11 protein-coding genes, 1 tRNA gene and 1 pseudogene are annotated in these 12,156 nt (G+C 54.2%); 2 read left to right on the top strand and 11 right to left on the bottom strand.

The window, feature by feature from the left end; all coding sequences use genetic code 11:
• Positions 1–231 precede the first annotated feature (231 nt).
• From V6N02_RS16375 to V6N02_RS16365, 3 genes are all read right to left on the bottom strand, one after another.
• The gene (locus V6N02_RS16375; protein ID WP_371227191.1) at positions 232–1,146 is read right to left on the bottom strand and encodes a hypothetical protein; all 915 of its coding nucleotides are present in this window, start codon (positions 1,144–1,146) and stop codon (positions 232–234) included.
• A 191-nt stretch (positions 1,147–1,337) separates the two neighbouring features.
• Entirely contained in the window at positions 1,338–2,735 is a 1,398-nt protein-coding gene (locus V6N02_RS16370) for a TolC family outer membrane protein (RefSeq protein WP_371227189.1), read from the bottom strand.
• Between the two features lie 41 nt (positions 2,736–2,776).
• A complete protein-coding gene (locus V6N02_RS16365; protein WP_371227187.1) occupies positions 2,777–3,430 on the bottom strand; it encodes a protein-L-isoaspartate O-methyltransferase family protein in 654 nt (217 codons plus the stop codon).
• 135 nt (positions 3,431–3,565) lie between these two features.
• Here V6N02_RS16365 and V6N02_RS16360 point away from each other — a divergent pair.
• A tRNA-Cys gene (locus V6N02_RS16360) sits at positions 3,566–3,639 on the top strand.
• Between the two features lie 87 nt (positions 3,640–3,726).
• Here the strand turns inward: V6N02_RS16360 and V6N02_RS16355 are convergent.
• Genes V6N02_RS16355 through V6N02_RS16345 form a run of 3 tightly spaced genes read right to left on the bottom strand, consistent with a single transcriptional unit; the run spans position 3,727 to position 5,188 of the window.
• A complete protein-coding gene (locus tag V6N02_RS16355) occupies positions 3,727–4,746 on the bottom strand; it encodes a tyrosine-type recombinase/integrase (protein WP_371227185.1) in 1,020 nt (339 codons plus the stop codon).
• Positions 4,740–4,946 carry a hypothetical protein gene (locus V6N02_RS16350; RefSeq protein WP_371227183.1) on the bottom strand — a complete coding sequence of 69 codons (207 nt, stop codon included), beginning with the start codon at positions 4,944–4,946 and terminating at the stop codon, positions 4,740–4,742. The genes V6N02_RS16355 and V6N02_RS16350 overlap by 7 nt, the downstream gene beginning before the upstream one ends.
• Positions 4,943–5,188 carry a DNA-binding domain-containing protein gene (locus V6N02_RS16345; protein WP_371227181.1) on the bottom strand — a complete coding sequence of 82 codons (246 nt, stop codon included), beginning with the start codon at positions 5,186–5,188 and terminating at the stop codon, positions 4,943–4,945. Before V6N02_RS16345 ends, V6N02_RS16350 begins: the two co-directional genes overlap by 4 nt.
• A 120-nt stretch (positions 5,189–5,308) precedes the next feature.
• Between V6N02_RS16345 and V6N02_RS16340 the strand changes: the two genes are divergently transcribed.
• Complete coding sequence (locus V6N02_RS16340; RefSeq protein ID WP_371227179.1) at positions 5,309–5,854, top strand: helix-turn-helix transcriptional regulator; 546 nt, start codon at positions 5,309–5,311, stop codon at positions 5,852–5,854.
• A 56-nt stretch (positions 5,855–5,910) separates the two neighbouring features.
• Here V6N02_RS16340 and V6N02_RS16335 read toward each other — a convergent pair whose 3' ends face one another.
• The 5 genes and pseudogenes from V6N02_RS16335 to V6N02_RS16315 all read right to left on the bottom strand — a co-directional run.
• Complete coding sequence (locus V6N02_RS16335) at positions 5,911–6,231, bottom strand: type II toxin-antitoxin system RelE/ParE family toxin (RefSeq protein ID WP_371227177.1); 321 nt, start codon at positions 6,229–6,231, stop codon at positions 5,911–5,913.
• Positions 6,218–6,463, bottom strand: coding sequence for a type II toxin-antitoxin system ParD family antitoxin (locus tag V6N02_RS16330; protein WP_371227175.1), 246 nt, complete (start codon positions 6,461–6,463; stop codon positions 6,218–6,220). Before V6N02_RS16330 ends, V6N02_RS16335 begins: the two co-directional genes overlap by 14 nt.
• Before the next feature lie 249 nt (positions 6,464–6,712).
• Entirely contained in the window at positions 6,713–9,433 is a 2,721-nt protein-coding gene (locus V6N02_RS16325) for a TrlF family AAA-like ATPase (RefSeq protein ID WP_371227173.1), read from the bottom strand.
• 9 nt (positions 9,434–9,442) lie between these two features.
• The gene (locus V6N02_RS16320) at positions 9,443–11,335 is read right to left on the bottom strand and encodes a type ISP restriction/modification enzyme (protein WP_371227536.1); all 1,893 of its coding nucleotides are present in this window, start codon (positions 11,333–11,335) and stop codon (positions 9,443–9,445) included.
• 459 nt (positions 11,336–11,794) lie between these two features.
• Positions 11,795–11,923, bottom strand: a pseudogene (locus tag V6N02_RS16315) (hypothetical protein); the annotation flags it as partial.
• Positions 11,924–12,156 lie beyond the last annotated feature (233 nt).

Below are 12,156 nucleotides of genomic sequence, written 5' to 3'. Positions count from 1 at the left end.
GTCCGTTGACCGAAAGTCGATTGCCTTGCAATCGACGCAGGGGGGCCGCCCGCAAGGGCTGGCGATTTGGTGAGGAAGGCGCATCGTTTTGATCTTGTACGGATTTGGCGGCCATAAAGCGCCTCGCACAGAGGTCGGCTCGCCATCCCGCGGTCTGGCCATCGTGCGGCTGATCAGGGTGTCCGCTTTGTTCCGCCAGCCAGACATCCAACCATCTAAGACCGTCGGCTCTTACTCCAGCTCCTGCGCTGCAAGTGCGCGTTGGATTTCGCGGCGAACGAGTTTGCGCACGTTGCGGGTGATGCGTTCGCCCAGTGAGCCCTGCAGCTCCTGGCGGACAATCTCGGTCACCAGATCGCGCAGCGTGTCTTCGTCTATGATCGCCTCGGCGCCTTCTTCCAGAAGATCGTCTTCCGCAAGGAACGCATTTCCGGGTTTCGCGGCCGGTGCGGGATCGTCGGCGACAACCTCTTCGGCATAGAATTCGGCATCATCCGACGGATCATCCTCGGGCACGAACGGGTCCAGACCTTCGGTTTCCGAGGCCGCCATCGGCCCCTCGGGTTGTCCTGTGTCAGTGGCAAGGTGATCCTGCCATGGCAGCGCGGTCATGGGCTGTGCGGCGTTGTCATCCCCGATCTCACCATCGGGTTCCCAATCATCCTCGCGGGCGGCAACGGCATCTTCAATCTCGGCAATATGCGCTGTCAGAACCGAGGTTGCACCCGGAATTTCACCCGCGTCGACAGCGCTCTCTTCAGGGTCCCCGGCGATCTCTTCCTCAGGATCGTCGTCAAGGCCGTCATTCTGGGGGGCATCGCTTTGCGACGTATCCTCGTCATCAACGCCACCGTCGTCCCAGACATCTTCGGGCACGTCGTGATCGCGCGCCTCGCCTGTATCAACACTCTCGTCGGCCGCATGCTGATCGTCTGACGCGGCATCAAAACCCGCCTCATCCGCAACGCTGTCATCAGATTCGGGCGCGGTGTCATTGTCCACGCGCAAGGCAGGGGTCAGCACCAGCTTGTCAGCCGCCGCATCCTCTTGAGGGGCTTCTTTTTCAGGGCGATCATCCGCCGAAACAAGCCGACGGATCGACGACAAAACGTCTTCGATTTCCACATTCGTGACGGGATCGGACATATCTTTTACCACTCTTGCCTGCGATCAGTTTACCTTTGGGCGCCCAATCGCACAACCTGTTAGGAAAGGTTTTAATTTTGCCAGCCAAGCACATATGCCGGGGTCAAAGCACGCGTCACGGGCATCCAAACCCAACGCAATGGACATTCACAATGACCGGATGATCACAGCCGGGTGCCTTGCGCGGCAGGTTACTTCTTGCCGAGCGATTCAAGCACCTTGTCCAACTGACGCCCCTGCCGAGATTTGGCCACAGGAGCAGTTCTGACAAGGTTGTAATAGGCGGTTGGATCATAGGTTTGCACGTTCAGACGCAGATCTTTCGCCGTCAGTTCACCCATCGCCGACAACACGGCATATGAGGCGATGAAGGCATCGGCCTCGGCAGAGATCAGATTGGCCTCGGCATCCAGCAGATCCTGTTCTGAATCCAGCACATCCAGCGTTGTACGCGCGCCCAGCTTGGCCTCTTCGCGCACCCCTTCAAAGGCAACGCGCGCGGCGCGCACCTCTTGCTGGCTGGCGGCCACTCCGGCACGCGCAGCCCGCAGGCTGGCATAGGCATTGCCGACATTCTGCATCACGTCGAGACGCACCAGATGCAGCTGCGCCCGCAGGTTGTCGCGCTGCGCCATCGCCCTGCGCTTGGTCGCAGACAGCGCACCGCCCTGATAGATCGGGCCGGTGACCGACAGGCCGACGCTGCCCGTGCGGCTGTAATCATCGCCATAGACCTCTTCGCCCGCCGCCAATCGGCCGGTCAGGCTGAGCGAAGGTTTCATCGCCGCATCAGCCGCCAGAATGTTCAGTTCAGCCGCAGCGATATCCCGCTGTGCGCGCAATATATCGGGATGCTTGCGCACGGCGACGGCCTTGGCCGCCTCAACATCGCCCTTCAGATTGGGAATACGACGGGGCACCTGCAGGCTGCCGGGCTTGCGGCCAACGGCCGAGCGAAACTCTTCGATAGCCTGCAACAGATCGCCCTGCGCAGCGGCCAGCCCGCTTTGGGCGCTGGCCAGCCGGGCTTCGGCGAGGGCCACATCGGTGCGGGTCACCTCGCCCACTTCAAACCGGTCCCGCGCCGCGCGCAGTTCCTGATTGAGCAAACGCAGGTTGTTTTCGCGCAGCGATACGAACCGGCTGTTGCGGCGCACATTCATATAGGCCTGCACCGCGCGCAAAAGCACCTGCTGTTCAACGCTGACCAGCGCCTGGCGTGTCGCAAGCACGGTTTCCTGCGAGGCACCGATCTGAAACTCCGTGCGTCCGAAATCATAGAGCAGCAGGCTGGCGGTGATGCCGATATTCGCATCGGTCGATCGAATGCCTGTGCGGCGGTTCGATGTGCTGGTTTTGCCAAACGTTCGGGTCAGATCCGCCGTCCAGTTCAGGATCGGGCGCAACCGCGACGTCGCAATCGCCACGTCTTCGTCCGCGGCCCGCAACAGGGCGCGATTTTGTTCCAGAAGGCCGCTGTTGTTATAGGCCGCCGCCAGCGCATCCGCGATGGTTTCCCCCCGTACGGGTGCCGCCAGGCACAAGGCCACAGCCGCACCAAGCATGGCCGATTTCATCAAATGTTTCATTCCCTGCCCTTTCAAATCGTCTGCCCAACGCCTTGAAATACCTAGAGCGTAAAGGCCGCATGTTTTTCAAAGCCCGGCAAAACCGGTGCTCCGGCATTGAACGCAAACCGCCAGCTTATGTCGCCGTCGATTTTATACCCTATCCGCACAACGCCCAGAGCACCTTCCATAAAGAGACAGGCAATGCGTCCTCCCTCTTTCAACTGGTCGGTGATCGTCTCGGGCAGATGCTGAATAGCACCCTGCACGGCAATCACGTCGTAAGGGCCATGCTCGCCTGCACCGGCGGTCAGGGCCCCGTGATGAACAACCACATTATCAGCGCCGTTTTCGGACAACAGCGTCTGGGCCTCGGCGGCCATGCTGTCATCTTCTTCGACACCCACGACCAATTCGGCCATGCGCGCCATCACAGCAGTAGAATAGCCCAGTGCACAGCCAATATCCAGCACCAGCTCATCCCCCTGAATTTCCAACGCATCCAACATCTTAGCCAGGGTGCGTGGCTCAAGTACAACACGTCCCCCGCCCAGGGACACGTTTTCGCCCACATAAGCGGCTTCGCGCAGGGCGCGGGGCACAAAGGCCTCCCGCGGGACACTGAGCATGGCATCGATGATTGGAAACTTGGTCACATCCGAGGGTCGGATCTGGGTATCAACCATCATGGTGCGGCGCGTGGCATAGTCGGTCATCAGCTAAACTCTTATGTTCATGATCCTGTATCAGGGTTGTGACACAGAACCCCGCGCCGGACAATGGCCGAAGGCCGCGCAGAATGGCTTGCAAGCGCCGGGACGATCAGATAATCGGATGCGACCACGAGCTGAGGCGAGTTGGCGGAGTGGTGACGCAGCGGATTGCAAATCCGTGTACACCGGTTCGATTCCGGTACTCGCCTCCAATAAAATCAATGACTTATGGATTTCTGCTGTCATGGGGTATCACCTCAGGTATCAGTTTCTCGTTCTGTGCTTGTTCTGTTCGCATGTCATTTGCGCTTTGCTGCGGCCTGACGCGCAAGCATGATTTGCCGCGCCTCACCTGCATATTTGACGATCATGGCCTTGGAAGTGTGTCCACTAAAGCTGGCAATCTCGTCGTCGGTACAACCAGCCCACGCCAACTCCATCACACCACGATATCGCAATGCGTGTTGGTCAAAGGCCATCAGGCCCAGCCGCTTACGCTCTCGCACCATCACCCGCGCCATCGCGTGATAATCCATCGCCGAGCCGTCCGCCCGTGTCAGGATGTGTCGCAAGGGATGTGGAACGAACCCTAGTTCGGCCTTCGCCCGGTCCAGTGCGGTTTTCAACGCCTCAGTACAAGGCAGGAGCAAAGGCTTGCCAGTTTTGTTCTGGCGTAGCTTCAGGGTTTCGCCATCATAATCGCCCCACTGGAAATCCACCCAATCACCGGGGCGCTGCACACTGCCCACGCCGATCTCGAAGATCAGCACGGGCAACGGCTCTCCCTCATCACGCAGCTTCTCCACCGCCCAATCAGTCCATGGCACATGTGGCTTTTTACGCGCCTTCGGAACTTTGAGCGGCTCGATATCAATCGCAGGATTATCCTTGCGCCACCGTTTGCGGATCGCCAGCTTGGACAACATGCTGATCGCAGTCGGGATGTAATTTGCGAACCGAACCCGATGCTTGTTCTTTTCCATCGCATCGTAAATATCGGCTTGTGTCAGGCGCACCACGTCCGCTTTGCCAATCTTTTCAGTCAGATATGTAAAAACAGGTTCCAGATCCTTGCGATACCGAGGCGAAAAATTCGCCCACTTATCAGTTTCGCGCATTGCAGCAATCAACGCGGTCCATGAGGTTTTCGCCTCCGCTCTCTTGCCGCTCACGATTTCCCAATACTGATGGTCAAATTCGGCAGTGTCTTCCTTAGCCGTGATGCGTCCAAGATAGATCATCTTGCCATTGACGCATTTACGCACGTACCAGCGACCGGACGAATGCTGCCACAGATATTTCTTGCGCCGACTTACCATTCAATTACCTCGCTCCCGTCGATAGCATCGCCACGCGCAATGGATTGCAGCTGCTCAACATCCCATCGTTCAAAATCACCGATCCTCATCGGTTTTGGCAAAACGCCCTCACTGACAAGTCCATGAAAATCTTTCGGTTTCAGGTCCAACAGCGCCGCCGCATTCCTATCGTTTGCAAATAATAGAGTTGGGCGCTTCATGACTTCAGCCCATCTATAGTCTGTAGCTGCGCCTTGTTTTTGCTTTGCATCGCAAGCGATTCCAGCCGCATCATTTCGTCAATATGTTCTGGCAGAAGCATCATCATTCGACCCAGCGAATAATACTGATCATATTCACGCGCTTTGGAACGAATTGTCCGGGGCGAGATCAACACACCTCTTGCCTGAAGCTTCAGGCTCCACTCTTCTGGTGTAAGTGCTTTTTCAACGATCTGAGACACGTTTTTTCCTCCGATTGAGGACACTCAAACGCAGGAAAAAAATATCGACAACTCATTTTTGCTACACTAAGCATTAAGTGCAACATGCTGCACAAAAGTTGATATGTAGGATTTATAACAATGGCTAATTTCCTCAAAGGCACCCAAAATTGGGATGAAAAGGAGTATTACAGAATGCTTGGAGAGCAAGCCGTTGCGAATGACGAGCAGGAAAGATTCGAAAAGGTTCGCCCCGACATCGGATTAAAGTTCTTTCGAAGCTGGAAAGGTTTGTCGCAGGTTGAGATGGCGACGGTCATGGACGTCTCGCGGAGAAGTTACATCGATTATGAGCACGGGGAAAAGCCGATTCCGAGTGTTGCACTGGCGCGGCTTCTGTCCAAGTTCGATTGCGACCTCAACGTGCTATTCACCCAGCAACCAGCACCGATTACCGCCGCACAAGGCGCGAAATTCACCAACCGGGCGATAGACCTCACCATTGAACTCATGCAGCTCTGCAAAGGCATGGATAAAGAGGATGCAAGAAAGGTCGTCGGTGCCATAATTGCGGATGAAAGCGACCCTGCCTGTTGGGACGAAAAATACATTCTGGATTATGTCGAAACCTATACCAACTATTTTCCCTCTGCAAAAGAACGGAGAAGCTGGCCCGAATACCAATAGCTATACGCCGGGCAAGATGGATTACGCGAAAATTGACCCTCACCATCTGTCGCAGTTTACTGATCGACCGCTCGCAAAATAGCTTGCCAATTCTGGCTTGCGCCAAGGACACGCAAGACGGCAAGATGATGATCCTCAATGCAGTACACAATCAAATGTTCAGCGCTCGGATGGATGCGCACTGGCGGGTTAAATTCCAGCCGCTCACGGGCCATTTCCGGCATAAACACCAGACGATCCAAGGTGTCTTCCAAGATATCAGCATACCGATCAGCCTGCGCGGCTGACCAATTCTGCATCGTGTAATACCAGATATCTTCGAGATCATTCTGAGCCGCTGGCGTGAGCCGATACCCCGTCAGGTTATTTTCGGACATGTCGTTCGCGCATCCGTGCCTTGAAGGTTTTGAAGTCAAATTCCTCTGGCGGACCGCTGTTCACGCCTTCATCAATTGCGGCCTGCAAAGCCTCAATTGCCTCCTCACGTTCTTGATCACGGCGGATCAGATGTCGGACATAATCACTGGTATTGCTAAAGCTGCCCGCCTCAAGCCGTCCATCAATCCAAGACTTCATCGGATCAGGAAGAGAAACATTCATCGTTGCCATGGGTCATTCTCCGTTGCTGGTGCTTTGTAGCACGAATGCACGAGATTGTCAAAAATTATGGCAAACTTTGCCATGCATGCGTGTGGTAACAAGTTATTCCGTGAACCATGATGTCGCGACAATTTTACTGCCGTGACGAAGCCTTACATACAGTAATTATAAATATTTGAAATTGTTTCAAAATAATTATCTCAACTGGATCGCACCACAGTTTACACCTCCCTGTGAGTTGGAAAGTCATTGCATGGCTTAGAAGCCATACTTCGTTCGCCGGGTTGTAAATGCTTGTTCTCCACCCTCGAGCAAATCCTTGATCAGTTGTTGAACCGAGGCCTTGTCGATTGAGCCACAGTTTTCGTCGGTGACTTTTGTGCGATCAACAGCGTCCTCTACTGTTGGTGTCAGCCCAATGATTTGGTCAGCATCACCCAGCACCGGAATGTTCGGGTTGTGGCTTGAGAAAATAAACTGCCTCCGCTTCTTACCACCGCGCATAATTGGAACCACCCGGCCAGCGATGAATTGGTTGTCTAAATCATCTTCAGGCTGATCGATTATCAATGGCGCATCCGCATCCAGAAGAAGGAGAAGTAGAACCGCAGTGGCTTTTTGCCCTGCTGACAGGTTTTCAAGCCTTTTCCAATTATCTGCACCTTCACGCCCTACATTCAGCTCAATTATTGCTTCTGGAGGAATCCGGCACTCTTCTACCTCAAGAGCAAGAGTTTCACCCGCATCAGCGATCTTTCTCGCCCCGATTTCGGTGAAACCATACTCCGCCATCAGGGTGTCGGCCCCATCGCGAATATTATCCGCAAGCTGAGACATAGAAAGCGCTTCAATCTCTTCCAGTTTTCCAAGTGCTTGACTGATGTTTCCATCAACATGCCCTCGAAATACATCTCGAAGTGGTTCAATCGCTGCGCTTGGCTGAATTACTGCCTTTACGGTCCCCTTCAATTTCTTCGAAACCCGCTTTGCTGCCCTCTCAAGCTCGCCGAAAGCGCGAGAATCCGCCTTCTCCCATTCGTCGATAATACCCTGACGGGTGTGCCGGGCCGCTTCCAGTTCACTTTCAAGGGCGGTCTTTTCGGCTTGCCTTGGCTCCAGCCGCGCGACTTGGTCATCGAGACTAACATATTCATCAGGGTTGTAACCCTCTTTGGAAAGTTCCGATTTGACATCTTCGAAGCGCTTATTTGCAGCCTCGCGAAGAGGTTCCCAGCTTGTTTTAATTGCTTCTAGATCCTGTTCTGCCTTTTTGTGCGCTTCCGCTACAACTACCGATGCCGCCCTCAATGCATCATGCAAATCCTGAGCAATTTTCTGAATTGGCTCCAATGTGGAGCGATGCGGGAGATTTTGATCGGCTTCAGCTGGCAAAAAAAGATCGGCCTCTTCTCGGGCAGGTTGTAGCTGCTGCGCTTGCGTTTCAATCCCTGCCACCATGGCTGACATTGCTTCAAGCAACCGAGCCTCCGCTTGAACCGCTGTCTTTTCTTCTGCGTGTTTTCTTAAGTTAGTGGCCTGAAAGCGTTTCAGCTTTTCACGAAGCCCCGGCAAAGCCGCCAGAGCTTCATCGAGCTCTTCGATTTTGCGACGGGTATCCGCAATTCCGCCACGTGATGTTCTGAGCCTCGAACGGATACCGTCCATCGCGACGTTTTCTTTGTCTTCTTCGCCGATAAAACGCTTGAGAATACCTGCTAGTTTGGCGCGGTCCCGCGTCAACTCGGAAATCTCATGCTGTCCGTAGACTTCAAGCCCCGGAATAAGGTCTAGGGGCTTCAGGCTCGGGATAATATCACCATTTTGATCTTTGACCCGTGGATCTTGTCCATAATTGCGCTCCACAAGATAGTAACCGGGGGACGGCATTGGGGAATGTAGCAAAATCGCGACGCTGGCCTTTTGTCCCATCAACTCTTTCATCATTGCCTTATGAGTAGACGATGCATCCTTGCCCTTCGGCTCAAGCCCAAATGCGTAACGGATACTCTCCACAATGGTGGATTTGCCCGCTCCGCGCCCGCCAATCAGCACGTTTAAGCCTGCATTAAGCGCAATTGATTGCTGGGACAGCAAACCACGGTCCCAAGAAAGAGCAACAAGCCGAATATATTCGGCGGGTATCCCGTCCGAATTGAGCAGGATACGACCTTCCGCATCAAGGAACGCCTGCTTTAAGCCCTCGATTGAAATGTCCGTCATCTTCACAAGGCATGTTGCCCCATCTCTTGCGAAATCAACCGGCTGTGAAATATCCGCTGCATTCAGGAATGCGACTGGACGGCTGCGTTGATAGTCAGGGTTTTTGTTCTTGCATATCTGCGACAACCCGTTTGGGACATCATCGACTGGACCTGGAATGGCAGCTGCCAGATGGTGCTTCGAAGTCCAAGCATTCATTCTTGAGGTGCCATTCAAGGTCGTTAGTAAGCCAGCGCTCAGCGTCACGTGGGCAGAGATTGCAATTCCCCCACGCTCTTGCACGAGCTGAAACAGTTGTTCACAGGTTTTGTTGGAAATCGGAGAGTCCGCCTTTGGATCGCGAACGTCGCACGCTCCAATCAAAGCATTCATTTCCGAGGCGGTTGTGGCGGGGGGGAATAGGCATAGGATGTGGACTCCTTCCGCAGAGTTCGCCTCAAAGCCGGGAAAGACGGTGATGCCATCAGCTCTAAGCCGGTCTGCAAGGGTAATCGATGCATCGAAGCGAAAATGGTCTGTGATTGCAACAACCTGTACGCCGTTTTCGCGACAGGCCTTAGCCATCGCATCGTTGTAGTCACTTTCTGACGAAAACTCTGCGCCCTTAGCGTGTCGCTGACCATATTCAAACGGGTTCACTTGAAAAGCACAGCGATAGAATTGGCTTCCCTTTGGCTTTTCCAGAGCCTCTACAATGCCTTTGGGCGTTCCAGCATGGGCGATTAGGGTTTCGAGATTTGGATCGCGTGGCTCTGTCATTTTAATACCTTAATCAATCTCTAGCCCCGGCAGGCCATTCACAATTTTCATCGTCTCAAGACTCACGGTGATCACGCGCTGGAACAATTCCAGTGGGTAGCGCGGGTTGCCAACGGTTTCGTTGGCGTAATCGTTGGCGTCGTTGACGATGCCGCTTTTCTTGTCGGTTTTGACGATTTGGCGCTCCATCACCCATTCCAGCGCGGGTTTGCCGTTGACGACGTAGCCATAGGCCTCCAGCGGGATGTTCTGGATGGTGATGTTGTCGTTGTAGATCACCGTGGACAGGTCTTTTTCCTTGCCCTTGCCGCCCCATTTCCACTTGTTCGTGTGTTTGACGCGATAGAAGGCGACGGGGTCTTCCTGCGCCTCGGGGATCAGGCGGTGGTCGCCTTCTTTGAATGTGGCCATGTATGGATCAACACTCTCGAAATTCACATGAAGATCACCAAGGGCGCGGCCCGCATCGCGGAAGGCGGCGAAGTCATCAAAGCTCTTGACCGCTGGAATGCGGGGGAGCTGTTTGGGTAGGTTGTTCTTGTACCGCTTGCGATAGTCAGGCGAGTGCAGAAGACCGTAGATGTAGAAGAACAAGTCCTCTTTGCTAATCTCTTGTCCCGGATATGACACTTCAAAATGAGCCAAACCCTCATCAGTGATACCGTCTCGCCGAGTTAGCCCATTCTCGCTTTCGTCGACTGCAAACAAGTCATCATCAGGACTAGACATTTCATAGACGTTGAGGGGGTAAAACTCACTACAGTCCATGCTTGCCAAGTATAGACCCGGTATCTGCGAACACATCATCACCGAGAACTCACCGCGATATCCTCTGCTCGAAACACCAATGGCAAGGTTTTGCGCGTCGTTTGACGGGAAGAGACGTCCCGTCTTATAGGCGCTCCAGTTGAGGAAATTATCCGTATACAGCCAACTTCTCGAAAAGGGACGTGCATCTGACAAGAACAATCGGGACTGGTCCGGTTGATATTGCACACCTCTCTCGGCTGCGGATTTCGTTTTCTGACACCAGCTAAACTCACGTGCGTCTGAGCCTGTAGCGTCATTCTGAACGGCATACCTATTGTAAGCTGCAGTCGCTTCTTGAATCAGATCCCAAAGATGCTGTTTGGAAGCGTTAAAGCACCACGCGTCGCGATTGGTTTTGACCCCGCTGGTATACATCCCGAAGACTGTCGGAGCTTTGCTAGCCTGATCTTTGCTGCCAATTTCAATGAAACGATCAAAACTCCGATCAACCTGATCAAGCCAATCACTGTTTTCATCAGGCTCAATTGACTGCCATTCGTTTGCTCGTGCAATACCACCAATGGACTGGAACTCACGAATGATGGCCAGCTTTTGTTTTTGATCCAGATAATCACCAATGTCGTGAAAATGGATGTTGCCATGCCCGGGGGCATCCGGGTTCTTTACGAATACCGAAATCGCAATCGGGGCGCGGCTACCGGAGCCGAAAATCTTGCCCCCTTCTTTGCGAGAAGTCTCGCCCGATGTCCGTTGGTTTCCCCGCAAATGGAACACGTAGAGGTCGCTGAATTCCTCGGCCAGACATTTACGTAGACCGTCCGCCGCATTGCCGTTTACCCATCCAGCGTTAGAGACATAGGCCATGACACCGGCATCCCCGATCCGGTCGCTCGCCCAACGGATTGCGCGAATATAGCTATCGTACAGAGCGCGTTTATTCGTTGTACTTGAATGCGCGGCGTAGGTTTCCCGTATCTTCGCATCCAAACTCGTGTAGGTAATATTCGCCGCGTTGTCGTTGGCGCTACCTTGCCCCGCCGAATAAGGTGGGTTGCCGATGATGACGCGAATATCCAGCTCTTTCTGCCGTGTGCGGCGTTCTGAGTTGTCCGGCAGAAGATTGGCGATCATATCGCGTTCCTGCTCGTACATCTGAAACGTATCGGTCAGGAGAATGCCCTTGAAAGGTTCATAGGGGGTGTCGTCGCTCAGCGCGCCCTGAGCTAGTTCGTGATAGACTGTTTCGATATTCACGGCGGCGATGTAATAGGCGAGCAACACGAGCTCATTGGCGTGAATTTCGTGCTTATATTTATGCTCCAGCTCTTCGGGCGAAATCAGTCCCGATTGCAGCAGGCGTGTGATGAAGGTGCCCGTGCCGGTGAAGGGGTCAAGGATATGTACGCCCTTTGATCCAAGCGTCTGGCCGAACTGGGATTTCAGCACGTCATTGACGGAATGCAGAATGAAATCCACCACCTCAACCGGGGTATAGACGATGCCCAGCCGTTGGGTCAGCACAGGGAACGCGCCCTTAAAGAAGCTGTCATAGAGTTTCAGGATCAGTTCCTGACGGCCATGGGCGGTGACAACATCAGCGGCGCGGCGTTCAACACTGGCGTAGAATTTGGCGAGGCTTTCGCTTTCCTTCGCCAGATTGTGTTCATGGAGCTGGCCCAGCACGATCTCCATCGCGCGGGATACCGGATTTTCCTTGGTGAATTCACTGCTTTTTGTCTGACGTCAGCGTCGATGGGACAGTTTAGGGCGATTTGATAAGGGAGGGTTTCTGGCCCATCGTAACCACCAAGGAGTGGAGATGAGACAGAAACCCGGAACACGTAAGAGCCACGGCGAGAAGGTCGTCAAGGACATCCGCCGCGCGACGCGCAAGCAGTATTCGGCGGAAGAGAAGATCCGGATCGTGCTGGACGGTCTGAAGGGCGAGGACA

The sequence above is a fragment of the Roseovarius conchicola genome (assembly GCF_041403425.1).
Taxonomy (GTDB): domain Bacteria; phylum Pseudomonadota; class Alphaproteobacteria; order Rhodobacterales; family Rhodobacteraceae; genus Roseovarius; species Roseovarius conchicola.
Note: the sequence above shows the minus strand (reverse complement) of the source record. Positions and strands in the feature narration are given on the sequence as shown.